General features: G+C 48.9%; 22 protein-coding genes and 8 tRNA genes. 20 read left to right on the forward strand and 10 right to left on the reverse strand.

Going from position 1 to position 26,413, the window contains the following annotated elements; all coding sequences use genetic code 11:
• Positions 1-73: 73 nt before the first annotated feature.
• Both CCY01nite_RS06170 and CCY01nite_RS06175 read right to left on the reverse strand, forming a co-directional pair.
• Positions 74-1,855: a glycoside hydrolase family 9 protein gene (locus CCY01nite_RS06170; protein ID WP_146858809.1), complete on the reverse strand. Its 1,782-nt coding sequence runs from the start codon at positions 1,853-1,855 to the stop codon at positions 74-76.
• 43 nt (positions 1,856-1,898) lie between these two features.
• On the reverse strand, positions 1,899-2,633 hold the full coding sequence (locus CCY01nite_RS06175; protein WP_146858811.1) for a murein L,D-transpeptidase catalytic domain family protein: 735 nt from the start codon (positions 2,631-2,633) through the stop codon (positions 1,899-1,901).
• Between the two features lie 663 nt (positions 2,634-3,296).
• On the opposite strand from CCY01nite_RS06175, the gene CCY01nite_RS06180 reads away from it, so the two are divergent.
• From CCY01nite_RS06180 to CCY01nite_RS06215, 8 genes are all read left to right on the forward strand, one after another.
• A tRNA-Ile gene (locus CCY01nite_RS06180) sits at positions 3,297-3,368 on the forward strand.
• A gap of 7 nt (positions 3,369-3,375) precedes the next feature.
• Positions 3,376-3,445, forward strand: a tRNA-His gene (locus CCY01nite_RS06185).
• A 5-nt stretch (positions 3,446-3,450) separates the two neighbouring features.
• Positions 3,451-3,524: transfer RNA gene (locus CCY01nite_RS06190), tRNA-Arg, on the forward strand.
• 8 nt (positions 3,525-3,532) lie between these two features.
• Positions 3,533-3,604: transfer RNA gene (locus CCY01nite_RS06195), tRNA-Gln, on the forward strand.
• 6 nt (positions 3,605-3,610) lie between these two features.
• Positions 3,611-3,687: transfer RNA gene (locus CCY01nite_RS06200), tRNA-Lys, on the forward strand.
• 1 nt (position 3,688) lies between these two features.
• A tRNA-Asn gene (locus CCY01nite_RS06205) sits at positions 3,689-3,763 on the forward strand.
• 213 nt (positions 3,764-3,976) lie between these two features.
• Positions 3,977-4,036 (forward strand) — tRNA-OTHER (locus tag CCY01nite_RS26575).
• A 240-nt stretch (positions 4,037-4,276) separates the two neighbouring features.
• On the forward strand, positions 4,277-5,371 hold the full coding sequence (locus tag CCY01nite_RS06215; protein WP_146858813.1) for a slipin family protein: 1,095 nt from the start codon (positions 4,277-4,279) through the stop codon (positions 5,369-5,371).
• Positions 5,372-5,423: 52 nt separating this feature from the next.
• On the opposite strand, the gene CCY01nite_RS06220 is transcribed toward CCY01nite_RS06215, so the two are convergent.
• Positions 5,424-6,134: a basic secretory protein-like protein gene (locus CCY01nite_RS06220; protein ID WP_146858815.1), complete on the reverse strand. Its 711-nt coding sequence runs from the start codon at positions 6,132-6,134 to the stop codon at positions 5,424-5,426.
• A gap of 144 nt (positions 6,135-6,278) precedes the next feature.
• On the opposite strand from CCY01nite_RS06220, the gene CCY01nite_RS06225 reads away from it, so the two are divergent.
• The 5 genes from CCY01nite_RS06225 (at position 6,279) to CCY01nite_RS06245 (ending at position 10,755) form a co-directional block, all read left to right on the forward strand.
• On the forward strand, positions 6,279-7,661 hold the full coding sequence (locus CCY01nite_RS06225; RefSeq protein ID WP_146858817.1) for a sensor histidine kinase: 1,383 nt from the start codon (positions 6,279-6,281) through the stop codon (positions 7,659-7,661).
• Positions 7,658-8,371, forward strand: coding sequence for a response regulator transcription factor (locus CCY01nite_RS06230; protein WP_146858819.1), 714 nt, complete (start codon positions 7,658-7,660; stop codon positions 8,369-8,371). The genes CCY01nite_RS06225 and CCY01nite_RS06230 overlap by 4 nt, the downstream gene beginning before the upstream one ends.
• Positions 8,372-8,516: 145 nt before the next feature.
• A complete protein-coding gene (locus CCY01nite_RS06235; RefSeq protein WP_146858821.1) occupies positions 8,517-8,870 on the forward strand; it encodes a hypothetical protein in 354 nt (117 codons plus the stop codon).
• Positions 8,867-9,757 (forward strand): CE1 family esterase, encoded by an 891-nt coding sequence (locus CCY01nite_RS06240; RefSeq protein ID WP_146858823.1) that lies wholly within the window; start codon positions 8,867-8,869, stop codon positions 9,755-9,757. Before CCY01nite_RS06235 ends, CCY01nite_RS06240 begins: the two co-directional genes overlap by 4 nt.
• A 98-nt stretch (positions 9,758-9,855) precedes the next feature.
• Positions 9,856-10,755 (forward strand): serine hydrolase, encoded by a 900-nt coding sequence (locus CCY01nite_RS06245; protein ID WP_146858825.1) that lies wholly within the window; start codon positions 9,856-9,858, stop codon positions 10,753-10,755.
• Between the two features lie 2 nt (positions 10,756-10,757).
• Here the strand turns inward: CCY01nite_RS06245 and CCY01nite_RS06250 are convergent, their stop codons facing one another.
• On the reverse strand, positions 10,758-11,309 hold the full coding sequence (locus tag CCY01nite_RS06250) for a pyridoxamine 5'-phosphate oxidase family protein (RefSeq protein WP_146858827.1): 552 nt from the start codon (positions 11,307-11,309) through the stop codon (positions 10,758-10,760).
• Between the two features lie 281 nt (positions 11,310-11,590).
• Between CCY01nite_RS06250 and CCY01nite_RS06255 the strand changes: the two genes are divergently transcribed.
• The gene (locus CCY01nite_RS06255) at positions 11,591-12,151 is read left to right on the forward strand and encodes a hypothetical protein (RefSeq protein ID WP_146858829.1); all 561 of its coding nucleotides are present in this window, start codon (positions 11,591-11,593) and stop codon (positions 12,149-12,151) included.
• 40 nt (positions 12,152-12,191) lie between these two features.
• Here CCY01nite_RS06255 and CCY01nite_RS06260 read toward each other — a convergent pair whose 3' ends face one another.
• Positions 12,192-13,154 (reverse strand): helix-turn-helix domain-containing protein, encoded by a 963-nt coding sequence (locus CCY01nite_RS06260; protein ID WP_146858832.1) that lies wholly within the window; start codon positions 13,152-13,154, stop codon positions 12,192-12,194.
• Between the two features lie 274 nt (positions 13,155-13,428).
• Here CCY01nite_RS06260 and CCY01nite_RS06265 point away from each other — a divergent pair, with 274 nt between their 5' ends.
• The 4 genes from CCY01nite_RS06265 (at position 13,429) to CCY01nite_RS06280 (ending at position 15,430) form a co-directional block, all read left to right on the forward strand.
• Positions 13,429-13,647: a helix-turn-helix domain-containing protein gene (locus tag CCY01nite_RS06265; RefSeq protein ID WP_146858834.1), complete on the forward strand. Its 219-nt coding sequence runs from the start codon at positions 13,429-13,431 to the stop codon at positions 13,645-13,647.
• Positions 13,644-13,967 carry a HipA N-terminal domain-containing protein gene (locus tag CCY01nite_RS06270; RefSeq protein WP_146858836.1) on the forward strand — a complete coding sequence of 108 codons (324 nt, stop codon included), beginning with the start codon at positions 13,644-13,646 and terminating at the stop codon, positions 13,965-13,967. The genes CCY01nite_RS06265 and CCY01nite_RS06270 overlap by 4 nt, the downstream gene beginning before the upstream one ends.
• Positions 13,968-13,969: 2 nt before the next feature.
• Entirely contained in the window at positions 13,970-14,956 is a 987-nt protein-coding gene (locus CCY01nite_RS06275; RefSeq protein WP_146858838.1) for a type II toxin-antitoxin system HipA family toxin, read from the forward strand.
• A gap of 249 nt (positions 14,957-15,205) precedes the next feature.
• Positions 15,206-15,430 (forward strand): type IV toxin-antitoxin system AbiEi family antitoxin domain-containing protein, encoded by a 225-nt coding sequence (locus tag CCY01nite_RS06280; RefSeq protein WP_146858840.1) that lies wholly within the window; start codon positions 15,206-15,208, stop codon positions 15,428-15,430.
• Between the two features lie 136 nt (positions 15,431-15,566).
• On the opposite strand, the gene CCY01nite_RS06285 is transcribed toward CCY01nite_RS06280, so the two are convergent.
• The 5 genes from CCY01nite_RS06285 to CCY01nite_RS06305 all read right to left on the reverse strand — a co-directional run bounded on the left by CCY01nite_RS06285 (position 15,567) and on the right by CCY01nite_RS06305 (position 21,483).
• Positions 15,567-18,581 (reverse strand): DEAD/DEAH box helicase, encoded by a 3,015-nt coding sequence (locus tag CCY01nite_RS06285; protein WP_222614318.1) that lies wholly within the window; start codon positions 18,579-18,581, stop codon positions 15,567-15,569.
• A gap of 287 nt (positions 18,582-18,868) precedes the next feature.
• On the reverse strand, positions 18,869-19,693 hold the full coding sequence (locus tag CCY01nite_RS06290) for a DUF8758 domain-containing protein (protein WP_146858842.1): 825 nt from the start codon (positions 19,691-19,693) through the stop codon (positions 18,869-18,871).
• 9 nt (positions 19,694-19,702) lie between these two features.
• Complete coding sequence (locus CCY01nite_RS06295) at positions 19,703-20,587, reverse strand: DUF488 domain-containing protein (protein ID WP_146858843.1); 885 nt, start codon at positions 20,585-20,587, stop codon at positions 19,703-19,705.
• A 142-nt stretch (positions 20,588-20,729) separates the two neighbouring features.
• Complete coding sequence (locus CCY01nite_RS27090) at positions 20,730-20,897, reverse strand: DUF2971 domain-containing protein (protein ID WP_146858845.1); 168 nt, start codon at positions 20,895-20,897, stop codon at positions 20,730-20,732.
• A 512-nt stretch (positions 20,898-21,409) separates the two neighbouring features.
• A tRNA-Asn gene (locus tag CCY01nite_RS06305) sits at positions 21,410-21,483 on the reverse strand.
• Between the two features lie 130 nt (positions 21,484-21,613).
• Between CCY01nite_RS06305 and susR the strand changes: the two genes are divergently transcribed.
• Positions 21,614-23,218 (forward strand): SusR family glycan utilization regulator, encoded by a 1,605-nt coding sequence (susR, locus tag CCY01nite_RS06310; protein WP_146858847.1) that lies wholly within the window; start codon positions 21,614-21,616, stop codon positions 23,216-23,218.
• Between the two features lie 290 nt (positions 23,219-23,508).
• A complete protein-coding gene (locus CCY01nite_RS06315; protein ID WP_246129867.1) occupies positions 23,509-26,406 on the forward strand; it encodes a SusC/RagA family TonB-linked outer membrane protein in 2,898 nt (965 codons plus the stop codon).
• Positions 26,407-26,413: the final 7 nt, after the last annotated feature.

Here is a 26,413-nt window from a genome sequence, read left to right on the forward strand (position 1 = left end):
CACCTCTTTGCAATCGCTTTTGCACCGCTGATATTGAGCCGCCAGCCCCTTCTACCTGCGCCACAGCAAATATTCATTTCCCATTTCCTTCATTTTCCTTCAACGCCAACAAATAGATCAGCGACGCCGTTCCATCCATCGTAGGCTCATTGGTGCTATAATCCCCGTAATCATCGTGATACACAACAAGACCGCTCTGAAAGGCCGCGTACTCATCCGGCTCCGCCAGGCGTATGCCGATCAGGTTCCGGTAAATATTTCCATACACCGGCCCATCTACCAGCCCGCCGTCTATCGGGTAATTTTTCAGATGTGTGAACGCGGAATGCGGATCTACCGGCGTATCGCCAAATGCAGGTAAGCCGAACACCATGCCGGTGCCCCAGGGATTGCAACCGAACAGCCAGTCCACATTCGCCTGTGCCAGCGCGGCATAGGCAGCATCGCCGCTCAGCTGCTGATACCAGTAACATTGTATCGCAAAAGCCGTTGTGAGGTTATTACTGCACCAGATGAACGGCACTCCGCGGTAAAAAGCGTTCTCTTTTGCTTTCTCCCATACTTTGCCGATGCCTGTTTTATAGTACTGTATCAACTGCTGCCGCTGCTTTCCTTTTGATTGCTTCGCCAGTTCGTAATGACCGATATTGATGAAAGGATACCACTGATAGTGATTCGCCGTGTCCGCGCCGAGCCAGGGCGTTACAGGTTCTTTCACGGCATAGCGGTGCCCGTCCCGCAGAAAGCTGCTTTTACGTGTGACGCTGTAAAGCTGCGCAGCGGCCAGTTCCATGTCGTCCGTCCAGTTGTCTTCCGCATAAATGTAGGGGGATAATACGGAGGCTGTCTGCTGCACGCCGGGCTTTTGTACGCCCAGCCTGTACGCCCATCCCGCGCGCTTCAGCAATTCGTTCGCATACACGGCGTCCTGCTCCCGCAGCAAGGAATACCCCAAAGCGAATGTGCTGGCGAACTTCCCGGCGGTAGATGCTACACCGTCCGAACGGTTCATCTTTTTATATTTCACGCCCTGCACCTGCGGCTGACCGGAGCAGAAGTATACCGGCCGTTCAGATCCCCGCCCATAAAAAGAATCCAGCGCGGGAATGCGCATGCCGCGATGATCGCGGTCGTCCGCGATCTGGTTGAAAAGCCAGTCCTCCTTCGGATGCATTTTCAACAGCCAGTCCAGCCCCCAACGTGCCTCATCCAGTACATCCGCTACTTTATTGCCACCGGCGAGCCCGTTGGCATCATGATGATCGCCGAACACACCGGGAAAATCCCGGTACGCGGCCAGCAGGTGATAAGCGGTGTTGGCGGAGGTGGTGGAATACTGGAGGTAGTCGCTGGCATCGTGCCATCCGCCAACGGCGTCGATATGGGTACTGTCCGGCATAGGGCCGTACAGGGTATATCCGTCGCGGGTATGGCAGGAATCTTTCAGGAAAGGGTTGAAGCCGCAGCGTTGCTGGCGCAGGTAACGAAGGCAGAAATCCGCCGCGCCGTTATACACGTCCCCCGCGATCCTGAATGCGGGCGACTGCGCGTTGCCGGCACGGAGGTAATAAGTGCCGGGGGTTTTGTAGGCGGAAAAATCGAGCCGGAAGGATTGCCGGAACGGGCCGTAGCTACCGAATGCTTTACCCGCTTCCGCTGTATACACCGTTTTCCCGGAGGCTGAATCGATCAGCGAAAAAGAAGTGATGGAGGTATTGTCCAGACTGCCCCACACCGCCGTTTTCAGGCCGGCGGGCAGATATCCCAGCTGGTTGATGCGGATAAATGCGGTATCCTCCTGCCGGGCGGACAATAAAAATGCGGGAAGCAGTAACAGCAGTGCGATTCGTTTCATACGGCCAATTTACTTAAAAAGACAAACTGGCCGCATGATGCCGTTATGCAGTATGTTGCAGCAATTTAGAGCGGGTGAGGTAAGATGTATCCGGACTGTACATGAACAGGCAGCTGCCGTTCTGAATGGTGCTGATGATCTTTTTATGCAGCTTTACCGGCAATGCGGGGCAACCCAGGCTGCGCCCGATATAGCCCTGTTTGCGGCCAAGCACTTCGTTCACATAACTGGCGGCATGCATTACGATCGCCCTTTCCATCGCATTATCATTAATGCCGCTCTCTTCTCCTTCCAGGCGCAGGGAATAGCCGTGCTTCCCCCTGTAAGTTCCGCCGGTCACGTAAAAGCCGAGGCTGGTCTTATAACTTTCGGGGGAATTGGAAAAGCTGGTCGCCATTTCCTTCCCGGAGTTTCGTCCGTGTGAAACGAGAGAATTAAACAGCAGCTGACCGCTGGATATATCGATCACGAACAGGCGCTTCTTCGTGGAAGGCAGGCTGAAGTCAACAATCGAAAGGATATTTTCATTGCGCAGCTTTCCTTCTTTCGCCAATTGTTCCTGGCCCTGTAAAGCGAACTCGTACGCCTCTTTTGAAAGGCCCAGTGAATCCAGCGACAGTTGTTCATACAGCATGGCCGCAGCCGAAACCGCCACTGCCGGCGCCGCCACCACCATACCGGTATTCTTTTTACCGATGGAGGAAACTTTCAGGCTGAACAGGGAAGTAAGTGCTATGAATGGTAGTATGTATGCTCTCTTTGTAATACGTAATTTCATCCTCAACATTTTCAATGTCCTATAAAAACGGTTTTTCTGATATGATATTGTGAGTTACAAAAGTAAGAAATATTATCTTTTTAAATTATAAAGAATGTGTTAAAAGATAGCTTATTATGTCACAAAACTATCAGTTTTAACAGCTATTCGAACGGCTGTAAAAACAGCAGTTACACGGTGTTTCTTATTTCCCCGACTGTATAACCGTCAGTTGTAAAATGACAAACACGGTTGATCCTGAAAATTGCTGTTGCATTGGAGATCCGCGATGATAGCGGTGTTCATGACGTTTATTCGGATGAAAAAGCTTTTGTTATTCAGATTTTAATTTCATCTTTGCATCGCTAAAAATAAAAATCATAAACATGCAACGCTCATTGCGACATATTAAACCAGCGGCCAGCTTCAATCCCTCAGCGGATTGCAGGTATCGCGGTGCATGTTATGCGAAAGGATAAAAAGGAACCTTTTAAATAACGGAAGCCCCGCAAGCAATTGCGGGGTTTTTAATTTTTGGATGATGTTTAAACTGTTGACGATAAAAAATAACAGGACCGGAATGGATCAGCATATTGATCGATCCGAACGACCTTTCCTTGTCTGTACATAATTGGAATGATGTAACAGCGCAGGAGCCCGGTCGTTTACGGCCGGGTTTTTTTATGGCTTATAGCGCAACGGTAGCGCAGCTACCTGATACGTAGCAGGTTACAGGTTCGAATCCTGTTAAGCCGACAAGATGGTGCTTTTAGTTCAATGGCAGAACGGCCGGTTGTGGTCCGGAAGATGAGGGTTCGAATCCCCAAAGCACCCAAAATGGCTGGTAGCTTAACCGGATAAAGCTCCATACTACGAATATGGAAGATGCGGGTTCGAATCCCGCCCAGCCATCGTAACATCGGTCTGTAGCTCAATGGCAAGAGCGCCGGTCGCTGAAACCGGATGCGTGAGTTCGAATCTCACCAGGCCATCAATATTGGTTCGTAGCTCAACTGGTCAGAGTACCGGTCTTTTAAACCGGGAGTTGTGAGTTCGATTCTCACCGGGCCAACCACGGATAAATAGCTCAACGGCAGAGCAGCGCCCTGTTAAGGCGCAGGTTGAAAGTTCGAATCTTTCTTTATCCGCCATGCTGATGGAATATCAGCGAAGAGCTTTGTAGCAAACCAGGCGAGGGTTTCTGTATGGCCCCGCAGTGCAGGAGTAATAGCTCGCTGTATGCTGTTGCGGCAAAGGTAATCTGTGTGTCAAACGTTCGATTCGTTTCCGGGTAACGCCGGTAGCTCAGCTGGAAGAGCAACAGATCTCTGTGTGTCAAAGGTTCGATTCCTTTCCGGCTAACACCGGTAGCTCAGTTGGTAGAGCAACAGAAAACGTGCAGGTTCGAATCCTGCTCCTCTGAAAAAGGAACGCATAATGGTAGTGCATCAGAAGAAGTAGCCGCTTCTATAAAAATGGCGCCCAAAAGCCGGGGACACTTACCGCATGTTCGGTAACCGCCCTGCAGGCTGGTGTAAATGCAATGACGCCCGTGCCGCTTGAAGAGTTGCGCAACCGGCAAGGAGCCGCATCGCTGAAACCTTCTTCCGTGCTTATTGAATGGAAGTATCGCCGGCTTTTTTTAACCTTAAAAACTTATTACCATGAAACGTGTAAACATCTACGCCTACCAGGTCGGGCTGGTCTACAAAAACAAGGCATACCAGCGTATGCTGACGGAGGGCGCCCACTGGCTGTGGTTCTCCGAGGAAGTGGTGGTGTACGACAAACGGGAAGCCTTCTGGCCGCCGTACGATCTCAACATCTATCTGCAGGACGAAGCTCTGGCGGAAGCGCTCATCGTATTAACGGTGAAGGATAAGGAGATCGCGTTGCAGTACGAGAACGGCCTCCTGAAAAAAGTGCTCACCGCCGGCCGCTACGCTTACTGGAAAAGCCACACCGAATACGCCTTCGTGAAAGCGGATACCAGTGATATCCACATCCCGGCGGAGATCGGCAAGGCCGCCCTGCAGCACCCGCTGGTGACGCCGTACGTACGCTCCTACATTGTGGAGAACTACGAACAGGCCCTGCTCTTCGTGGACGGAAAATATGTGCAGATGCTGGAAAGCGGCACCTACCACTGGTTCCGTAACAACACGCCGGTGCATGTTGGCAAGGTGGACATGCGTCAGCTGCAGATGGAACTGAACGGGCAGGAAATACTGACGAAAGATAAAGCGGCCATCCGCTTGAACGCCTGGGCGCAGTACCGCGTGACGGACATCCGGAAAGCCTTATTGCAGAACAAGGAATACGAGCGCCAGCTCTACGTGTGCTGCCAGCTTGCCTTGCGTGAATACGTAGCGGGGCTGACGCTCGATGAATTGCTGGAGAAAAAAGACATGGCCGGCAAAACCGTGCTGGAAGCGATCCGTACGGACGAGCTGGGCGTGGCGCTCCTGCACTTCGGTATCCGCGATATCATCCTGCCGGGTGATATGAAAGATATCATGAACCAGGTGCTCATAGCGGAAAAGAAAGCACAGGCCAACCTGATCACACGCCGGGAAGAAACCGCCAGCACCAGGAGCCTGCTGAACACCGCGAAGATGATGGAAGACAATCCCATGCTCTTTAAACTGAAAGAGATGGAATACGTGGAAAAGATCGCGGAAAAGGTAAGCAGCATCAGCGTCAGCGGCAACAGCGCGCTGATCGATCAGCTGAAGCAGATATTTGTTGCCCCGAAATAAAAAAGGAGTTGGCTGCATGTTCAGTCAACTCCTTCTCCCGTTATAAAAGTCCTTAAATCACCGGATTCTTCGCATAATCATCCCACAGCTCGTCCACCGTTTTACCGGTTTCCGCTTTCCAGAATTCATCTGTATATGTCTTGCTGCGCATGGCGCTGTCCAGCTTCACGATGATGCCGCTTTTTGTATTCTTTTCCAGCCAGATGAAGAACCTTGCCGTTACGCGGTAGGCGTTCCTGTAGCTGTGCTCCGGTTTGAAAGCGGGAAGGCTCCAGCCGGCGCCTTCATTGTCTACCCCCATGGTGGCGCGCACATAATCCGCGATGCCTTCGGTGATCCAGCCTTCGCCGCCGCGGTACGACTGAATAATATGCATCACTTCATGCGTCACTACATCAATGTCGCCGGGATGTTTGTCGAACCACGCCGGGTTGTAATGCACATAAGTGCCGGCTGTAGCGGCTACGCCGTCGTATTTCGGGTTGATGATGAACGTCACCTTTTTTGCCGTATTGGGATTGTAGATCTTCGCCTGCTCGGGGTAGACTTTAAAAAACGTTTCGATCATCCGTTCTTTCAGGGCGGTGCTGAAGCCTTCGGATTTGTTCACGAAGATCAGCGTATACTCCCCGCGGGTGATGGAATCTTTTGACACCACGTCCGTTTCCGTATCCCGCCATCCGTTTTTCCGCTGCGCCTGCACGCCCAGTACCGCCAGCAGCAGGCAGGATACCAGGAGGGTTTTGTAAATTTTCTTGCTCATGTCTGTAATTGTTTACAACGAAAAATAATATCGCATCTTTACATTTCCTGTTAACACACCTCAAATACATTGTTAACGGATTTCAAACGGGCTTGCTAAATTGAAATAATTTGCTGATAATGAGGGGCTTTTTCATACCTGGATATGCGCTCACCGATTCTTATACATAAGCTGATAGCGGTCACCAGCTTCCTGATCCTGTCCACCGTACTGTTTTTCCTGCTGTACAATACGTACGAGCTGAAGAACCAGCATTACGCCGTGGAGGAAAGGACGGTGCTGGACCAGGAGTACCAGCGTTATATCAGTAACGACAAGCTCTTCCCCGGCGGGGCGAAGATCCTGGACGAATACGTGTACCGCAACATCGGCGAGCTGGAGCGGCTGTACACTACCGACAAGGCGCAGTTCGACTCCCTGGGCCGGCGCGTCTGCGATTCCGCCTTCGCCGCCCTGCGCAAAGCGAATACGATGGACAGCGTGCTGGAAGTCATCAAAAAGAAACATCACCTGGAAAGAGACCTGCAATACACGCTCCGCGCCCTGCTGCTGGACATCCGCTTCAACTCCAACCAATACATCAACCTGTACGACTTCCGCAAAGCGGACGGCCCTTCCTCCCGCATCGGCGGCACGCTGGAAGAAGTGAACAACCAGAACCTGATCACCGCGCTCACCGTCAGCGCCCCGAATAACTACAGCTACCGCTTTGGTTTCAGCCTGAATGTGGACACGCCCAACCGCTTTATCACCATCCTCCGGCAGATGATGCCCGCCTTTTCCCTGGCGCTGTTCTCCATCCTGTCCGTCGTGATCATCTACTACATCACCTTCCGGAACTGGCTGCGGCAAAAGAAGCTCTCGGAAATGAAATCCGATTTCATCAACAGCATCACCCACGAATTCCATACGCCGCTGGCCGCCATCATCGTCGCCAACCGCACGTTAAGCCGCATATCGCCGTCAGACAACGTGTCCCCCCTCACCGAAGTGATCAACCGCCAGGCCGGGCGCCTCAAAAAACTGATCGCGCAAACGCTGGACATCACCACCCTGAACAAGGTCACCGTGCAAAAGGAAACGCATTCCCTGCATGCGCTGCTGGACGAGATACTGCTGGACTACCGCCTGAAGCTCACCGGCACCAATGTGCAGCTCAGCCTGGTAAAAGGCGCGGGGAAGGATGAAGTGATGGCCGACCAGTTCTGGTTCACCACCATCCTGCTCAACATCCTGGACAACGCCATCAAATACAACGACCAGTCCTACAAGGAAATACAGGTATCCACCCATAACGATAAAAAGAACATCATCCTGCGCATCGCGGACAATGGCGTGGGCATGAACGCGGAAACACAGCGGATGGTATTTGAAAAGTTCTACCGCCGCGAGCCGCAGGTATCTGTAGGGCTGGGGCTCGGACTTTATTATGTGAAACAGGCGATCGACGCGCATAACTGGAAGATCAGCGTGGAAAGCACGCCGGGAGCCGGCAGCGCGTTCATCATTACAATCCCGATTTTATGAAAGCGAGTATATTATTAGTGGAAGACGAGGCCGACCTCGGCAATGTGATCAGGCAATACCTCGAGATCTCCGACTTTGACGTTACCTGGTTCCAGCACAGCACGCAGGCGCTGGAACATGTGCGCGTGCATCTGGACAAATACCACATCGTGCTGCTGGACGTTTCCATGCCGGACATGGACGGCTTCACGCTGGCGCAGCATATCGTACAGATCCGCCCGGACATGCCTTTCCTTTTCCTCACCGCGCGCAACGAGCGTTCGGACAAGCTGTACGGACTGAAGATCGGCGCGGACGACTACATCACCAAACCTTTCGACATCGACGAACTGGTGCTGCGCATCCGCAACATCATCAAGCGGAACTTCACCGCCGTGGAACCCTCTTCTCCCCGCAACTACATCGAACGCGGCGACGTGCGGTTTTATAAGGATTCCTTACGGCTGACCATCGGCGGAAACGAAAGCATGCTGACGCCGCGGGAAGCAGAGCTGCTGGAATTCCTGTTCCGGCACGAGAACAAGGTGCTGCGCCGCGAGGAGATACTGGTGCAGCTGTGGGGCGATAACGATTATTTCCTGGGGCGCAGCCTGGACGTGTTTGTGTCGCGGTTGCGGAAGCATCTTGGGAAATCGGGCGTGGTGAGTATTGAGAACGTGTATGGAGTGGGGTTCATTTTTAAGGTGATGAATATTTCATCTTCTCAATAGATCGTTTCGCCCGCCGGTTTGTCTGTTTCACCCCGTTTGCCGCTGGCATTATTGTCTGATTCCTTTTACTTGCTGAAAAAATTTCAGCATGAAACCGAGCATGCTTATGCGAGGTTCCATCTGGCCACTAAAAAAATTTCAACAGATGAAAAGAATGATGATGTTTGCCATCCTGATGACCATCGCCGCCGTTTCCCGCGCGCAGTCACAATCGAACGAAGACCTGAAGGCCAAAATGACGGAATACCGGGAAAAGCTCAATCTCACCGAGGAGCAGTCCACCCGCGTAGACGCGATCAACGCCGATTACATGGAGGCGTTATCCGCCTTAAAATCATCCAACGAAAAAAAGCTGGCTAAATACCGGCGCTTCAAAGACATCCAGGCTAAAAAGGACAAACAGATGAAAGAAGTGCTGGACAAGGAGCAATACAAGCAATACCAGGCCATGCAGTCGGAGATGAAATCGGAAATGAAGAAGAAAAGAAAATCAAAATGACGGGCGCTGCTGTTAACCTGCTCCTGTTTTGCCTGTTGCTTTTTACCGGTTGCGGTAAGGATATTGATGATGCGTTGCCTCACCGCATTTCGGCCACGATAACGGTGGATGGCAGAACGAGGCATTACCTGCTGTATCTCCCCGCCGGTTACTATGAGGATACTTCCCGGTACGCCCTCGTGCTGGGCCTCCACGGCACCGGCGGCAGCGCCGCGCAGTTCGACCGGCAGTATGGCCTTACGCAGAAAGCGAATGCTGCAAAATTCATCGTGGCGTACCCCGAGGGCGTCCGCAGTGACGGGCCGCTCGGCATTCGCACCTGGAACGCGGGCAACTGCTGCGATTATGCCGCCGAACATCAAATCGACGACGTGCAATACATCCGCCTGCTGATCGATCAGCTGACGGCCCGTTATCGCATTAATCCGAAAAGGGTATACGTTACGGGGATGTCCAACGGCGGGATGATGGCGTACCGCCTCGCCTGCGAGATGCCGGAAAAGATCGCCGCCATCGCGCCGGTGAGCTGCACCATGATGGCGGCGGACTGCCATCCCTCCCGGCTCATGCCCGTTCTGCACCTGCATTCCGCGCTGGACACGAAGGTGCCTCCGCAGGGAGGCATCGGGATCGGCGGGTATTATTTTCCGCCGGTGGATTCTGTTTTGCATGTGCTGGCATCCGGCGCAACGCCGGTGATGGTGCGGGATGATGGGCAATACAAGCTGACGAAGTGGGGGGACCGGATGGAATATTACCTGACGCGGGACGGGGGACATGCGTGGCCGGGGGCGCTGAGTACCGCGGGTTGGGCCGATGCGCCGTCGGAGGTGATCAATGCGAATGACTTGCTGTGGGCATTTTTTCAGCGGTTTGAATTGGAGTGATGAGGATATTCCGACAGGGCTGAACAATATTTTTGTTCAGCCCCATTGTTCCATCCACCGGCTTTTTTTATATTCGGTGTATGCTACACTTCCCCACTATGATAAGTAAACTCGCCGTATTGTTACTCCTCCCGGCCATTGCGTTTTCACAAACCGGCAAACCCGACCGCAAACTTCAAAAAGCACTGCAGGAGATCGTGGATGGTTTCCATGGCACCGCGGGCGTTTACGTACAGAACCTGAAAACCGGCCGGTACGCCGCCGTGAATGCGGACACGATCTTTCCTACCGCCAGCATTGTGAAAGTTCCCATCCTCGTGGGCGTTTTCGACAAGATCGAAAAAGGGGAACTGAAATACCACCAGCCCCTGGTGTACCGCGATTCCGCCAAATACGGCGGCTCCGGCCTCATGCAGTTCTTCAAAGACAGCGCTCAAACGGAATTAAGCGTGCTGCTGCATTTGATGATGTCTTACAGCGACAACACCACCTCGCTCTGGAACCAGGCGCTCGCCGGCGGCGGGGAGCAGATCAACAGGCTGATGGAGCAGTACGGTTTGCAGCACACCCGCGTGAACTCGCGTACGCCGGGGCGTGAGGAGATCTGGAAGATCTACGGCTGGGGGATGACCACGCCGCGGGAAATGTCAAGCCTCGTAGTGAAGATATTCCGGGGAGAGGTGATCAGTCCGGGTGCGAGCGAAAGGATGTACCGGCTGATGACGAAAGGATATTACGATGAAACCGGCATCTCACAATTGCCGCCGGACGTGCAGGTAGCCGCGAAAAGCGGGTCGGTGAACGAATCCCGTTCGGAGGTGCTGCTGGTGAATGCGCCGCATGGGGATTATGTGTTTTATGTCGGAACGAAAAATATTAAAGATCAGCGCTGGGAGGAGGATAATGAAGCGGTGGTGATGATCCGGAAGATATCGGCGTTGCTGTGGCGGCATTTTGAGCCGAGGAGCAAGTGGACGCCGATGTTTAAGGCGTATTGACCTTATTGTTTGTTTAACGCTGTTGGCAGCCCGTCTATACTGAACTGGTTCTTTTCTGCTTTATAGGTTTCGAGGCCGCCGGGGCCTTTCTTCTCTGCCCATTTCTGTACGTGATCGCGCTCGCCTGTGTATTCGTAGAGTGGTACGCCGAAGCCGCAGGAGGTTTGTACTTTGTGAATGTCCGCCACGATGATTTGCCGGGTGGAGGGCATGAGCGTGAAATCCTTGCTTAATACTTCCCATTCTTCCGTTCCAGGTAATACCGTATGCCCTTTCCCGTAGAGGCGCAGGATATTCGGCGGCCCGTCGAACGCGCAAAACATGAAGGTGATGCGGCCGTTCTCTTCGATGTGGGCGGAGGTTTCGTTGCCGCTGCCGATGATGTCCATATATGCTACACGGGATGGGGAGAGTATGCGGAAGCTGTCGAGCCCCTTGGGGGAGAGGTTGACGTGGCCTTCTTGCGCTAACGGAGCTGTGGCCACGAAGAACATTTTCTGGTGGCGGATGAAATCTGCGTGGTGGGGTTCGATGGAGGTGAAGAATTTTCCCATGGGTGCTTTGTTTGGTGATGTAAAGATACGGCTTGTGATATGATCTTAACCCTTTTCTCCTTGCTCTCTTCCGGCCTTCTCCTTGCTTTCTCCTTGCCTTCAGGTTACGGCAGTGTGTCCTGATAATATAATATCATGATGCTAAAAATTCTCCCCTGCGGTATATTTTTTCTCCGCTGCTACATATCCTTTTGGATGCGGCTGTGCGAGCTTTGTATTGTTAACGATAAGTACTTAAAGTTGATCAAACAAATTTTCTTTAAATCTTAAATTCTTGAAAAATGAAACAGACAAGAAACAGTATCATGCGTGGCACCAGTGGTGCCCTGGGCGATGAGCTCGTATTCCGGCAGCGCGCCGGTAAAACGGTGATCAGCTTGCCGCCGATCGTAAAAGCATACCCGCCTACCACAGGCCAGCTGGAAGTCAGGAATAAATTCCTGGAAGCCTGCCGTTATGCTAAAACGGTGCTTGCCAATCCCGCTTTGAAGGAAGCCTATGCGGCAAAATCGCCTGCAGGCACCTCTGCTTACAACACTGCAACGGCAGATTTCTTCAGAGCCCCGGTCATCCTTTCGGTGGATACCGGTAACTACAACGGATCTGCTGGCGGTACCATCCTCGTACTGGCGACAGACGACTTCAAAGTACAATCCGTACGTGTATCGGTCATCGATGCGGACGGTGAAATACTGGAAGAAGGGCTGGCGGTCGCCGGCGCATCCGGCACCGACCTGTGGACGTACACTGCGCTCAACAGCGTAGACATTACAGGGGCAAAAGTAAGCGTTCAGGCGCATGACCTGCCCGGTAATGTGACCACGCAGGAGACGGAGCTGTAACATTGGTTGCCAGGCCCCGGAGGTACATGTACTCCGGGGCTTATTTTCTGTAGTTGGCCGGCGTGATGCCGGTTTCCCGCTTGAAAGCGCGGATAAAGGCGGAGGTGTTGCAATAGCCGATCTCGAAGGCGATGCTTTCGAGGGACATATGCGTATTCCGCAGCAGGTGCTTCGCTTTTGCCATTCTTTTCTCTATCACCATCCGGCTGAAATTGTCGCCGAACACCATTTTGAAGCCTTCACTCATCTTCTTGGGATGGAGGTTCAGCTTGCGGGCGGCTTCTTTGAGCTGCAGGGGTTCATCCAGCTGTTCAAGCTTCCACTCACCCGCCTGCAGGATCGCCTGTATATCTTCCTGCGAAAAATTAAAGCGTCCGCCCAAACGCTTGCCATCTTCCACCGCCAGCTCTTCCGCATACCTGATCAGCAGGTCCAACACCCTGGCATGCTGGTACATGATCCTTTCCTCTTCTTCGAGATTGCACATCAGCAGATGATTCACCAGCTCCCATATGGGGGCATTGATGTATCCGTTATGCCTGACAAGTTCCGGCTCCTGCTCGTCATAAGCATTGTATACCTGGTATACCGGGAAATACTTCCAGGCGATCAATGTGAGCATTGGCGGCTCAAAGTGTATATGGACGATGATGTGGCTCCCTGCTTCCACCTGCACCGGATATCTGCCGGGCGGGAAGTAGAACAGGGAATAATAGATGCCCTCGGGCAGCCGGGTGTCCGCGATGGCGGGGGCGCCTTGCAGGATGTAGGTGAGCACTATAGCGCGGGTTTTCACCGACAGTTCCAGGCTCAGGGGGATGTTTGTTTCGATGGCGTGGTAGTAGACTTTGTATTCCGGGCCGTATATCTCCTGTTTGATGATGGTGCCGAAATCGCCTGTTATTGTTTCGGCGGGTGCGTAGGGGAGCATTCGGTTGGAGGTGTGGGGTGGTTCGTGGGTTTGGGTGGTGGTTTGTAGATTTTCCGGGGATAGGAGGTGCATTGTGTATTGTTTTTTGTTTTGGTGTGGTGGTTAACCGGGAGGAGGGTTCAATATAGCGATTGTTTATGAAAAGTCAGGCTTTGGGCAGCTATTTAGTTTTTAGCTTATTTACCATATATAGCTAGAAATGAGTCTTCAAAAAGGTAGTATAGTGCCCTTTTTAGTGTATTTAGGCACATTCCATATATGTTTTAATTAAAAAAGTGCTTTTTAACGCACTTTATAATGAATTTTAATCCAAAATGCTTAAATTTACTATGAAAAAGGTACTATAATGCACTCCAAGGAAATTTTTAACATCGTGAAAGCCAGAAGGGAATCTCTAAATGTGACGCAGGAGACGCTCGCTCAACTTTCCGGCGTAGCATTGAGAACCTTGAAACAATTCGAAAGCGGCAAGGGCAATCCTACCTTGCAAACGCTCCAAAAGCTCGGTGACGCACTGGGCCTTGAGGTAACGGTCATCATTAAAAACAGGGGGATTAACTCATGAGAGCAGCCAAGGTTCTTTTCAAAGGGCAAGAAGCCGGCGTCTTAACACAACATGATGACGGTACGTTCACATTCCAGTATAACGCATCGTGGGTAGAAGATAGCAGCAAGCCACCGATCAGCCTTACATTGCCGAAGATCGCCTCGCCATACCATTCCAGTTATTTATTCCCACTCTTCTACAACATGCTGCCAGAAGGGTCAAACAAACAGGTCGTTTGCCAACTTAACCACTTGGACAAGACCGACTATTTCGGGTTATTGCTGACGATTGCTCAAACAGATACCATCGGCGCGGTTACCGTGTCAAAAATCGATTAAAGATGAATTTACCAGATATCCAACATTGTCCCGGTACGCTGGCCCCTGGCTACCATACCTATAGTCGAACGGCACTTGTCAGGGTCTTCAAGGGCCGCAAGGTAAGTCATCTTCTTCCCTATGATTCCCCCGCTTCAAATGCGGCAATGGACGAACTCTTTGATGAAAACAGAAAACGCATATCTATCTCGGGTGTACAAGAAAAATTCTCAGTTCTGCTCGAGAAGAACAAACTTCGATTGATTAACGAGGGGGAACGAGGTAGTTACATCTTGAAACCGATTCCGGCAGCCGGCCGGCGCCCGGACCAGATGCCCGCAAATGAACACCTTACCATGCAGATTGCGCGACAAGTATATCATATCGAAACGGCAGAGAATGCGCTGATCTTCTTCCGGAATGGAGCACCCGCGTATATCACCAAACGTTTTGATGTTGATGAAAATGATAGAAAACTCGCGCAAGAAGATTTCGCATCACTAGCCGGGCGCACGCCTCAAACTCACGGAGAACATTATAAATATCTCGGCAACTATTTGCAGCTATTTCAGCTCATGCAAAAATACGTCCCGGCTTATCCCGTAGAAGCGCCGAAATTACTGAAGCTGCTCATGTTCAACTATCTCTTCTCAAATGGTGATGCACATTTCAAGAATTTTTCTCTCCTCGAAACGCCCATGGAAGATTACCGGCTGAGTCCGGCGTATGACTTGCTTAACAGCCGGATTCATATTAAGGACAAAGATTTCGCCTTAGATGATGGCTTATTACCAAAAAATTTAGCGCAGGGGAAAATTATGCAGCAGTTCTCAGTACTAGCCGATCAGGCAGGCATTTCCCGGGCCTCCTTCGATGCAATCAGGCAACTTATGCTTTCCGAAACAGATAAGGTGCAGGAATTAACGTTGGCGTCCTATCTGGATGAAACCACCAAACGCAATTATTGGCAATCGTATCAAGGTCGATTGCGGCAACTGGAAAAGACGTGAAAAATTTTGTAAATCCTAGCGCTCTGTTTTTCAGGAGAATATTAATTAATCTAATTTTATTTATTTAGCTGTACTAATAGTACGACTATTATGCATGGAATAAACTTATTGCTCGGTTTGGTTTAAGCTAAGTGGTACTACCCCATTTAGGATTGACAGCAGTAGAATTAAGCAACTTTTCAGTCAAAGTTTCGGGAGCAGGTCGCACCATCATGGAATGTCTTCATCTTGCCCCAATAACAAGAACTCATGGAATGCTTTGAGCTGATGGAAGGGTTGAATAATCTTGCTCCCGAACAAGTTCAAACATCACTTGAAAATTGCCAGTCAGTGAATGTGAACCACCTGTTTCTCTTTATGGCCGAGAAAGCGGATCATAGTTGCCTCAAACACCTTGATCTTAATAAGGTGGATTTAGGGAAGGGCAAACGCAGCATTGTAAAAAACGGAGCGCTGATAGCTAAATACGGATAACAGTCCCCAAAGAGTTCGTAGAACATGGAAAGAATTTATAGACAACAGGTAAAATTATTGCTGCTAGTGTTGCCAGAGGCGGCTAAAGGTCAATCCGGCACAAGTAACCGAAGTCGAAGTTTCACGGCTCTTATGGCTAAATTAATTTCTCACCAAGCATATCCTTCCAAATGACAAATCCCTTCTGCTCATCGGAATAGTCGTGGAGAATACGGTTGAAGTTCTCGGGAGGAGCCGCTAAAAATCCCTGCCGACCTTGCTTCCGGATAATATCCAGATGATTGTCTATTTCTTTTAGTCTTAGTGGCAATTCGGAAACTCTTTTGGGAAAATGCCAAAGATAGCTGGCCTCTTCAGTATCCAACGTTTCTAAAATGATGTGGAACTGTTCGGGGCCTTCCAGAAGAAACACGAAAGAAAACGGTTGTAAGACAAATCTCACTTTCACCAAATGCCCGGCATGATTATCGGCCAGGTGACGCAGATGCCGATGATGTTTAAATTGGGTATGTTTTAGCATGTCTTTCAACAGTTCTTCGCCCGATTCATATAAAGGGTGACTTGTTTGAAGCTGCTGGCCTAGATCATTTCTCAGATCAGGATTTGTCCGGCTAAACAAAGGTTTAGTGACAAACTGAAAACGAACTCCTTCAATAATCTGCCGGTCTATTTTTTTAATATCCTCAGAGGTCGCTAATTGAGACATCAATTGCCCATTTTCTATTTCTGCATATACAGACACATTAATATACTTAGATTTCAGTGTTTTGATAAAATATGGCTTTAGAACTTCGAATTCAGGTCGGATGTCATCATGCTCAATTTCAAATTCAATCTGAAAATTTAATTCGGTGGCAGGGTATGTAAACGCAATACTGCCATACCTAAACTCCAACGATTCAATAGGTATATTTACCTGCTTGCTAATAGCTACAGTTGTACTTTTCTCTGTGGCGATACTACTTTCATCAATAAGATCATCAAACAAATTTGCCTGCCTTTCCAGTCTTCGATAATAGGTGTTTCTTTTTAGAAACATCTTATTGAGATAGTCAATCTTAATATCCCGGTAATCGTATATAATTGGCGCAATTTCTGATCGCTGTACCCTTCCGATATACTGTATCAATTTCCCTTCAAAAGAAAAGGGATATGCCAGAAACAAACACGATGCATTTTGAAGGTCAGTTCCTTCTCCAAAAAATTGCCCTGTGGTGACTAAAGCCTGATAATTACCTGAATTCAATATTTTCCACTTTGCAGTTCTATTGCTTTCCGAGTCTTCACCACTCAATGTAATGACCTCATACGACTGTTTAAGATATTGATGTAGTGAATCAATATGCTCCTTTCGTTCTGTTAGAACAACCACCTTTTTACCATTGTTCAATTCATTGGTGATGTCATTCAAAATCAGTTTGTTCCTGGAAGAATCATGTACCAGAATCTTGGACAATGTTTCAAACCTGTCTGTTTTTGTATTGAATGGAATATCCAGGTCAGTATTTCTAACAACAACTAAAGCCAGCTTATGCCTGCCGGTTTGCTCTGCTGTAATTTCGGCGATTATTTCCCCCAGGTGAATAAAAATCAGTTTCCCGTCATTGTATTTTCGAAAAGGCGTGGCTGTCAGTCCATACAAATAATGACTATTGAACTGGTGAATTGTTTTTCTATAGCTTTCAGCCGGAATATGATGGCATTCGTCAATCAATATTGTGCCGAATGTATTTTTTAATGCTGCATCCTTTTCTATTTCTTTAGCCAGACTTTGAATAGTAGCCACGGTAATGTGTTTACCTATCTTTGATTTCCCCTTTCCTAACTTCCCTATTTCGTGTTGAGGAATCCCCAAGAAGGCCTCAATTCTTTCTACCCACTGATCCATCAATTGTTTCCGATGAACTACTATTAATGCAGGTTGTTGCTTATCTACAATGATTTTTAACCCAATTACGGTTTTTCCGGATCCTGGTGGTGCAACAATCACTCCCATGTCCTTCTTGCTTACTGCTTCCAGAGCCGGAACCTGATAACCCCTCAATGCTGCCTGAAAGTTTAATGAAGCGACAGCTTTCTTTTGTCTTTGGTCTTTAAAGGAGTAGGAAATACCTGTATCCTTACAAAATCTCAATAATTTGCCGGCAAAGCCTCGTGGTAAAACAACTTCGTTCTCCGCTTCCTCTATAAACCTGAAATATCGTTCTGTCCCAAATGTATTTCTCCCAGCTTTCCTTTTGATAATAAATTCTGAATTCGCAAAATTCAATTCTTCTTTAAGAAAGGTGATGAGCGTAAGCGGCATTGCCGACCGATTTAACCGTAAAGCATTATCTAATGATACAATTAGTTCGCTATTACCTCCGGGTTCATTGATTATTGCTTTACCGCTGGCGACACTCCAAATAGAGTTATATATTTCCTCTAGTAGCTTGGTGTTCACTTTTTCAATCGCAGAAAGGAAATTCCATTGATCAGGAAATGGCATTAAATTTTCGGGATCAATAAAACAACTGTTTCCCTTATCTAAAGCACGCTTATGTAATGGCAACGCTATGAGGTTGCCAAGTCCTTTCCCGGAAAGTGTATCTTGATTGGGGAATAACCTGTCAAAGCTCGAATTCTTATCAAATACCGAAATCACTCCCGATTCAGTTAGGAGCGATAGGAATATCTTTCTGCTCTTGATGGCTGCATAAGGTTGGCTAAAAAACACCCATACATGCCCTCCCTTACCCGAACGCGAACGTTCCAGGTATGCAGGTATGTTTCTGTCTTTGCAGTATTTTAGAAATTTTTGGCTGTCGGCTATCCAGTTCTGTTCATCAAAATCCGCAACAATGAACCAGGAGGTATTGTCTTGCAATAGCGGGTATATCCCTATAAGATGCTCGCCATTCAAATGTTTCGTAAGCTGGTCGTCCGAAAGCGGTAGATATTCTTTATCAGCGTAAGATTGAAAAGTGCCTCCTTTCATTTTATGAGCCCTGTATCTGTAAGGGTCATATAAATAAGCGGGCATATAGCCACTCTTTGCTTCCCCACCTGGTGAACTGGCAGGTATTTCCCAACGAGTTGCAAATACGTCTTCACGGCCCTTGAAAAGGGAACGGAATAGCTGTAACTTTCTATCAATGCTTAGTTCTGACAAATCAATAGGGGCGTTTTCGTAAAAGTGAGATTTGATGAATTACAATTGGTAAGATGACATGTAGCCCGCAAGGAAAATGAATAACCTAAGTTAAATTCTCTCAAAATTTTGCTGGTAAATTGTTGGCAAAAAATAAAGACGGCACTTTCGTGACCTCTTAGATATTTGATACCCAAGCCCCTAAAGATGAAACATCTAACCATATAGTGCAAGACTTGGTGAGTTTTAATAATATAATAGGCTGCCATAACGGCAACTCTTATCAACATCCGAGAGAATGCTTATTATTAGAATAGTTTAGTCTGAGTTTCCTTTTTAGGGTAGAAAACCCCTATGATTACAAATGGATTGGGCGCGCCCATTGCATGAAATTTCTTCGTAGTACCAAGAAAAAGATAAATATCTTTTGCATTAAACTCGTCCTCATACTTCTGTTTCACCTTTTCTAGTGCAACAGCCTCGTTCCCTTCGGCCATTTTCAAACAATTCCAATAGAGTGCTCCTATCTCCCAATCCTCAATCATCATTTTACGCTGCTTGCCTGTTTCGTCGGTAAACACGTAACTGAATTTGTAAGGAAGTTTAGGTATAAGACTCTCCGGAGTCTTATCCGTAGCAAACAAATCAAGTTGCTTGCGCAAATCCTTCCATTCGTCTTTCCACTCACGAGCCACTTCCTGCCACATAAGCTTTAGATTACCAGCAGGCTTAAATACCGCTAAGGACGTATGTTTGGGTGATTTTGAATCCTCAATGAGTGTTTCCATGTTTGTATAAACATTCTGCAAGCAGATTTGCTTCCTTTCCTCCCAATTGTCGGTAGTCTCAATCTTCTCATGAATTACCAGGTCACGGAAATCATAATTTACGGGAGAATGGCTTTCAGGACGAAAATCGTCAAGTCTCTTGTTTAGATCGATTTCGATCCATGTATATTTTACATTCTTTACTCTGCCGCTTCCTTTCAAATCAAGCAGAAAAGATAAAGGGACGGGATAAATCCTTATCCATTGACCATCTTCTAACATTCCTGCTGTACAAACTAATTCGTCATGGCTTCTCGATGGAAGGGGATAAGTCGTAACAGTAATCAGAACTCTTTTTCGGGGCATGCATGGAATTTATATATGTATGACTTCGTAACTAAAATTGGGAAGTTGACTTATTGCCTTAGCTAAATGACTTCGATGACATTGACAGAAATTTGCTTCAAAACAGGTCAGGGCTACTCGTTTGTGCTCGTGCAGTAAATTTAGAATTTCCTTTTGTACATTAATTGTTTTAGGAAGATCATTCACGCAATAATCTCGAAATAGTTTATCGTAATCCGATTGAGTATTTAGTTCTTGCCTCTTATCAGACGAAATTCCAACCTCTGGGAAATGCAGATATATAATACCAAGGCTCTCACAATACCTCTTTAGGAGGCTTTTATTAAATCCGAATTTCATACTCAAGGGATTCCTACGAACATCTATCAACGCTTTGACATCGTTCCGTATTAGACGATTTAAATAATTTTCAAGGCTCTCACCTTCATAGCCGATTGTAAACAGCACTGTCTTATTTCCAGGCTGTCTCTGCTTATCTACATTTGCTAGTTCTTCTGAAGTGAGAATGCTTGAAGCTTTTACGCTCTTAGTAGCCCAATAAGGGAAATTTCGATATGTATACTTCATCAGCGCGTTGCCGTCCATTTCACCATGAAGTGCTTTTATAGCTCTCAGCTTATATAAGTCATCAGGTTTGAGTGATTTCAGATAGCTTACGTTATCGCTCTTTTGATATCCTTTATTTGTTTCAAAAACTTGATTTTTGCTAGTCATAGCCACCAAATCAGCTGTTGCTGAGTACGAGTAGCATCCATACTTATATGGCACAAACTCATATTCAGCCTTAGCCTGTTTCTGGCAAAACAAAAACAACAATTTCTGCAGTCGAATTTTTTCAAGTTCGCCTTCAAAAATCTCCAATAACGCCAGAATAATTTTGCGTCTATAAAACATGATACAAAGATACGTTATACGAGTGATTTACTAATACGATACTCTTTACAAATTAACAGATTTTTAGACATGTTAACCTTATGAAAAAATCTAAATCCGCTCTCTCATTAAACTTACTATAAATTACCACCTGTTGGAACTCTTACGGAGTACTTATGTGATCTTCAAATAGACCAAGCATGGGCAAATCTTCTCTATATCGCATATGCGAGAACTCTGCCTGAGTATCCTCAAATAACTCAACCTTCTTAAATCCTATTGCAAATCCTTTGTGAGACTGTGCATAATAAGACCAGAGTAAAAAATTCATTGGGCTTTTGCATAAGCAAGCAATACCGAAATCCCTAGCGAAATCATTAGCTGCCTCACGTTGAAAATTGGCGATATAGGTATCGTCATGAATAAACCCTTTTGCTGTTGATCATAAGCCATTTGATGAAGAGCCCATCATCAAGCTCTGGATACATCTTTCTTGCCGATTCCAGCAACTTAATAAAAATATTCTCTTCAGTAATATCTTGGGGATCGTATTGGAACGGAATTCCACTATCGAAGGGATTATTAAACAACTTATAAGAACTGAAAAAAGTTCTCTTTCAAATGGGAGTTTTTGAGAGTTTTTATTATCCCAGTCATGGAATTTATATAGAATGTCTGGAACATCATAAAGAAATTTCATACACTAATAAATTTTGAGTTGTAAGGGCTACGGATTTGTATAATTATGTTATACAATCTGGTGGTTAGTGATTAGCAATTGGAGATGCATATATGGAGAAAAAATAAAAAAGGCCTTAAGATATTACTCTAAGGCCTTTTTTGCTCCCCCTGTTGGACTTGAACCAACGACCCTCTGATTAACAGTCAGATGCTCTAACCAACTGAGCTAAGGAGGAATTTCCCGCATTACCATTGAATCTCAATCGCAAATTGGGATTGCAAAAATAGACAAATTTTTATTTCCGCAAAATCTAATTCAGATTTTTTTTAAACCCATATCTTTATAGCTGCCAGATACTTAATTCCATGCGGATTCTGTTTACCCTTTTCATCCTGCTCGCCTGCGCCGGACTCCCCGCCGCGGCCCAAACCCATGCCGGCACAGATAGTCTGCTCCGGGCACTCAATGTTACCCTCCAGCAGAGCAAACAGTTCGATGCCCAAAAGATCCAGCAGCTCAACACCCTCAAACAACAACTCGCCGCCACCCAACAGCTGCCCCAGCAATACAACACCTGCCTCCGGCTGTACGACGCCTACAAAGCCTTCCACTACGATTCCGCTTTCTCCTACGCCCTGCTCCTGCAGCAGATCGCCCGGAAAATGAACGACCCGGCCCGCATACAGTACGCCAGTATCAAAATGGGCTTTATCCTGCTCTCCTCGGGCATGTTCCGGGAAACCGCGGGCATTACGGACACCCTGCAGGTACAAACGCTCCCGGACAGCATGCGCGCGGAGTTCTATGTGCTGCTGCGCCGCTACTATTACGACCTGGCAGATTATGTGAACGACCGGTATTATTCGCCCGTCTATATGAAAGAGGCGGCCCGCTTTACGGATTCAGCCGTTGCGATGTACCCACCCAACCACTTCCAGCACCTCAGCCTCAAAGGATATAAATTCTATAAACAGTGGAACCTGGACAGCGCGCTCTATTACCTCAACAAAACCATGGAGCTGCCCAACCTTACTTTCCACGAGCAGGCCATGATCAACGCCAACCTCGGCTCCATTTACGTCATCAAAAAGGAATACGAAAAGGCGATAGAACTCTTGGCGCGCTCCGCCATGGCGGATGCCAAAGGCTCGGTGAAGGAAACGACTGCGGCCTTTAACCTGGCGTCCATCCTGTTTCAGACGGGGGATGTAAAGAATGCGTCGAGGTACATAGAGAGGGCGATCGAAGATGCTACTTTTTACGGCGCGCGACAGCGCAAAGTGCAGGTGAGCGCCATCCTCCCTATCATCGAAGGGGAAAAGCTCAATACCGTGGAAAGCCAGAAAGACCGGCTGTTCATCTACTCCGCCGTGGCCACCTTCCTGCTGCTGGCGTCCATCGTGCTGTCTTTCATCATCTATAAACAGATGCAAAAGCTGAAAACGGCCCAGGCAACGATCACAAAGGCTACTGCCGTTCAGCGGGAAATAAACGATAAATTGCTGGAATCCAACAAGATAAAAGAAGAATACATCGGCTATTGTTTCCACATCGCGTCAGCTTATATCGATAAAATTGAAAAGCTTAAAAATCAGGTCGATGGAAAACTGAACGATCACAAATTCTCCGAGATCCGCTACATCGTTAATAATATCAATATCAAACATGAAAGAGAGGAGCTGTTCCGCAACTTCGACCGCATCTTCCTGAAAATATTCCCCAACTTCGTATCCGTTTTCAACTCCTTCTTTAAAGAAGAAGACCAGATCAAACTGAAAGACAATGAGCTGCTGAACACCGACCTCCGCATCTACGCCCTCATCCGCATTGGCATCAGCGAAAACGAAAAGATCGCCCAGATCCTCGAATATTCCGTGAACACCATTTACGCCTACAAAACCCGCATCCGCAACAAAGCCATCGTTCCCAACGACGAATTCGAGGAGAAAATCATGCAAATCAAGATATAAAATTCTCTATATTAAGATAATTTAAATTTGTACATAACAAATTTAAAATCAAACAATTAAACCTCACCTCGCCGCAAAAAACCCCGATAATTTCTATAATCGGGCAATACTAATTGGCCGCGCCTTCCATACCCGCTTACTTTGACCATACAACGATTAAAGACCAAAATTTAAATCCACGTACAGCCCGTCTTCCGCCTGTACATATTCCAGGTAAACTCTAAATATTGCACGTTATGACCAAAATGCGACTACTTAAAGCGCTGCTTTTCTGTCCGCTCCTGTTCCTTATGACCGGACTTTTAGCCCAGACAAAAAACATTTCCGGCAAGATCACGGACGAAAAAGGCGGTCCCATCCCGGGCGCTACCGTCCAGATCAAGGGCACTTCCACCGGCACCGTCTCCAACGCGGACGGCGTTTTCAAATTATCGGTTCCGTCTTCGGCCACCATATTGATTGTGAGCTTCATCGGCTACGCCTCCCAGGAACTGAGCGTCGGCAGCAGGACCGAGTTCAATATTTCCCTCGTGCCCGAAAACACCACCCTCACAGACGTTGTGGTGGTGGGTTACGGCGTCGCCCGGAAGAAAGACCTTACCGGAGCCGTAGCTTCCATCCGGGCAAAAGACTTCAACAAAGGCATCACCAACGCCCCGGACCAGCTGATCCAGGGTAAGGTAGCGGGCCTCATGATAGTAAACAACAACGGTGCCCCCGGCGCCGCAACCACCGTTCGCATCCGCGGCGTCGCTTCCGTTCGGTCCGGCAACCAGCCGCTGTACGTGATCGACGGCGTGCCGCTGGACGGCCGCGTGGCCCGTCCCAATCTCGACGCCAACGGCCTCGGACGTACGCCGGACGCCAACCCGCTCAACTTCGTGAACGCGGCGGACATCGCCTCCATGGAAGTGCTGAAAGACGCATCCGCCACCGCCATCTACGGCTCCCGCGGCTCCAACGGCGTGATCATCATCACCACCAAAAAAGGCCAGCAAGGCCCCGCCAAACTGGATTTTGCCTACAGCGTAGGCGTGAGCAACATCATGAAACAGCTGGAAGTGCTGAACGCCGCTGAATACCGCAACGAGCTGCAAAAGAACGGCCTCACCGGCGGCGACGCGGGCGGCAACAGCGACGGGATGAAAGAGATCCTCCGCACCGGCGTTACCCAGAACTTCAACGTGGGCATTAGCGGCGGCAACGAAAGCGGCAACTACCGCGCGTCCTTCGGCCTCATGAACCAGGACGGCATCATCCGCAAGTCCGGCCTGAAAAAATATACCGGCAATCTTTCCGGCCAGTTTAAATTCCTCGAAAGCAAACGCCTGGGGATCGACTTCTCCATCATGGCGGCGCAAACGGCCGAACAGCTCGCGCCGGTGACCAACAACGCCGGCTTCCTGGGCAGCCTCGTGGGACAGGCGTTACAGTGGAACCCCACCATGAACATCCGCAATGCGGACGGCTCCCTGAGCATCCTCGGGGAAGGCGCGCCCATCAACCCGCTGGCCATGTCCGAAGCATGGGACGATAAAGCGGACATCTCCTACATCCTCGGCAGCATTTCACCGTACTACAAGATCACCGACGACCTGGAATACCGCTTCCTCTTTTCCATCAACCGGCAAACGGGCATCCGCCGCGCGCAGATCAGCTCCTGGGTCAACATTCCCGGCGTGAAAGGTTTGGGCCAGGCGTACTACGGCAATGCCGAGCTGACCACCAAGCTCTTTACCCATACTTTAAGCTATAACAAACAGCTTAGCTCCGCGCTGCACCTCAACGCTGTAGTAGGTTACGAGTACCAGGATTTCCAGTTCAAAGGCGTGGACCTCGGCGCCATGGGCTTCTCCTCCGATGCGCTGCCGTACACCAGCATCCTGCAGAACGCCATTCAGTCCAACACCTTCCTGTCCTCATATGACAATCCTAAATCCGAATTACAGTCCGTATTCGGCAGGGTAACAGCGAATCTGCTGGACAAATACCTGCTCACGGCCACGCTGCGGGCGGATGGTTCCAGCAAGTTCGGCTCCAACAACAAATACGGTTACTTCCCTTCCTTCGCGGCCAAATGGAACCTCCACAACGAGCCCTTCCTCAAAGGCAGCACGCTCTTCCAGCAGCTGGGCCTCCGCGCGGGATGGGGCATCACCGGCAACCAGGAATTTCCCGCCGGCGCGGCGCAGGAACAATATGCGCTTGGCGCGGGCGGATCAGCGGCGCTGAACAACGTAGCCAACCCGGACCTGAAATGGGAACGCTCCAGCCAGCTGAATGCGGGCATCGACTTCGCCATGCTGGACAGCCGCATTTCCGGCAGCGTGGATTATTTCTACAAGAAAACGTCCGACCTGCTCTTCAACTTCCCCTCCATTCAGCCGGCGCCCGCCTCCAACTACTGGATCAACCTGCCCGGCGAAGTGATCAACTCCGGCGTGGAACTGGCCGTGCGCGGCGACGTGATACGCAACAAAGACTTTACCTGGAACCTGGGCGTGAACGCCACCTTCCTCAAAAACAAATTGCAGAATTATACCGGTCCCAATGTGCTGACCGGCGCTATCAGCGGACAGGGCGTTTCCGGCGCTACCGTGCAGCGCTTCACCAACGGCCAGCCGCTGAATGTGTTCTATGTGCGGAAGTTCCTCGGCTTCGACAAAGACGGACAGGGGCAATATGAAAACAACGGCAACACCATGTACTACGCCGGCGACCCCAACCCGAAACAGATGCTGGGCATCACCACCGAACTCAGCTACAGGAAATGGTGGCTGTCCATGAACTTCAACGGCGCATTCGGCCACGTGGTGTACAACAACACGGCCAACACCGTTCTGCCGATCAACAACCTCGGCTCCCGCAACATCGCGAAAGCGCTGGTGAACAACGGGGAAAACCTTTCCAACCCCATCACCACGTCTGACCGCTACCTGGAAAACGCGAATTTCATGAAGATGACCAACGCCACGCTCAGCTATAACCTGGGCAACATCGGCAACACCTTCAAGAATGTGAACCTTTACCTGACTGGCCAGAACCTCTTTGTGATCACGAAATACACGGGCTTTGATCCGGAAGTGAATACGGACAAGAATGTGAACGGCGTAACGTCCTTCGGCATCGAATACTCGCCGTACCCCACCGCGCGTAACATCATCTTTGGCCTGAACCTGTCACTGTAAACCTAAA

Origin of the sequence: Chitinophaga cymbidii, assembly GCF_007992715.1 — a bacterium.
In the GTDB taxonomy this organism is placed as follows: domain Bacteria; phylum Bacteroidota; class Bacteroidia; order Chitinophagales; family Chitinophagaceae; genus Chitinophaga; species Chitinophaga cymbidii.

What these genes read in the sequence shown, in the direction of transcription:
- CCY01nite_RS06170 (WP_146858809.1), bottom strand. Translation starts at nt 1,855, where the DNA reads ATGAAACGAATCGCACTGCTGTTACTGCTTCCCGCATTTTTATTGTCC.
- CCY01nite_RS06175 (WP_146858811.1), bottom strand. Translation starts at nt 2,633, where the DNA reads ATGAAATTACGTATTACAAAGAGAGCATACATACTACCATTCATAGCA.
- CCY01nite_RS06215 (WP_146858813.1), top strand. Translation starts at nt 4,277, where the DNA reads ATGAAACGTGTAAACATCTACGCCTACCAGGTCGGGCTGGTCTACAAA.
- CCY01nite_RS06220 (WP_146858815.1), bottom strand. Translation starts at nt 6,134, where the DNA reads ATGAGCAAGAAAATTTACAAAACCCTCCTGGTATCCTGCCTGCTGCTG.
- CCY01nite_RS06225 (WP_146858817.1), top strand. Translation starts at nt 6,279, where the DNA reads ATGCGCTCACCGATTCTTATACATAAGCTGATAGCGGTCACCAGCTTC.
- CCY01nite_RS06230 (WP_146858819.1), top strand. Translation starts at nt 7,658, where the DNA reads ATGAAAGCGAGTATATTATTAGTGGAAGACGAGGCCGACCTCGGCAAT.
- CCY01nite_RS06235 (WP_146858821.1), top strand. Translation starts at nt 8,517, where the DNA reads ATGAAAAGAATGATGATGTTTGCCATCCTGATGACCATCGCCGCCGTT.
- CCY01nite_RS06240 (WP_146858823.1), top strand. Translation starts at nt 8,867, where the DNA reads ATGACGGGCGCTGCTGTTAACCTGCTCCTGTTTTGCCTGTTGCTTTTT.
- CCY01nite_RS06245 (WP_146858825.1), top strand. Translation starts at nt 9,856, where the DNA reads ATGATAAGTAAACTCGCCGTATTGTTACTCCTCCCGGCCATTGCGTTT.
- CCY01nite_RS06250 (WP_146858827.1), bottom strand. Translation starts at nt 11,309, where the DNA reads ATGGGAAAATTCTTCACCTCCATCGAACCCCACCACGCAGATTTCATC.
- CCY01nite_RS06255 (WP_146858829.1), top strand. Translation starts at nt 11,591, where the DNA reads ATGAAACAGACAAGAAACAGTATCATGCGTGGCACCAGTGGTGCCCTG.
- CCY01nite_RS06260 (WP_146858832.1), bottom strand. Translation starts at nt 13,154, where the DNA reads ATGCACCTCCTATCCCCGGAAAATCTACAAACCACCACCCAAACCCAC.
- CCY01nite_RS06265 (WP_146858834.1), top strand. Translation starts at nt 13,429, where the DNA reads ATGCACTCCAAGGAAATTTTTAACATCGTGAAAGCCAGAAGGGAATCT.
- CCY01nite_RS06270 (WP_146858836.1), top strand. Translation starts at nt 13,644, where the DNA reads ATGAGAGCAGCCAAGGTTCTTTTCAAAGGGCAAGAAGCCGGCGTCTTA.
- CCY01nite_RS06275 (WP_146858838.1), top strand. Translation starts at nt 13,970, where the DNA reads ATGAATTTACCAGATATCCAACATTGTCCCGGTACGCTGGCCCCTGGC.
- CCY01nite_RS06280 (WP_146858840.1), top strand. Translation starts at nt 15,206, where the DNA reads ATGGAATGCTTTGAGCTGATGGAAGGGTTGAATAATCTTGCTCCCGAA.
- CCY01nite_RS06290 (WP_146858842.1), bottom strand. Translation starts at nt 19,693, where the DNA reads ATGCCCCGAAAAAGAGTTCTGATTACTGTTACGACTTATCCCCTTCCA.
- CCY01nite_RS06295 (WP_146858843.1), bottom strand. Translation starts at nt 20,587, where the DNA reads ATGTTTTATAGACGCAAAATTATTCTGGCGTTATTGGAGATTTTTGAA.
- CCY01nite_RS27090 (WP_146858845.1), bottom strand. Translation starts at nt 20,897, where the DNA reads ATGAATTTTTTACTCTGGTCTTATTATGCACAGTCTCACAAAGGATTT.
- susR (WP_146858847.1), top strand. Translation starts at nt 21,614, where the DNA reads ATGCGGATTCTGTTTACCCTTTTCATCCTGCTCGCCTGCGCCGGACTC.
- CCY01nite_RS06315 (WP_246129867.1), top strand. Translation starts at nt 23,509, where the DNA reads ATGACCGGACTTTTAGCCCAGACAAAAAACATTTCCGGCAAGATCACG.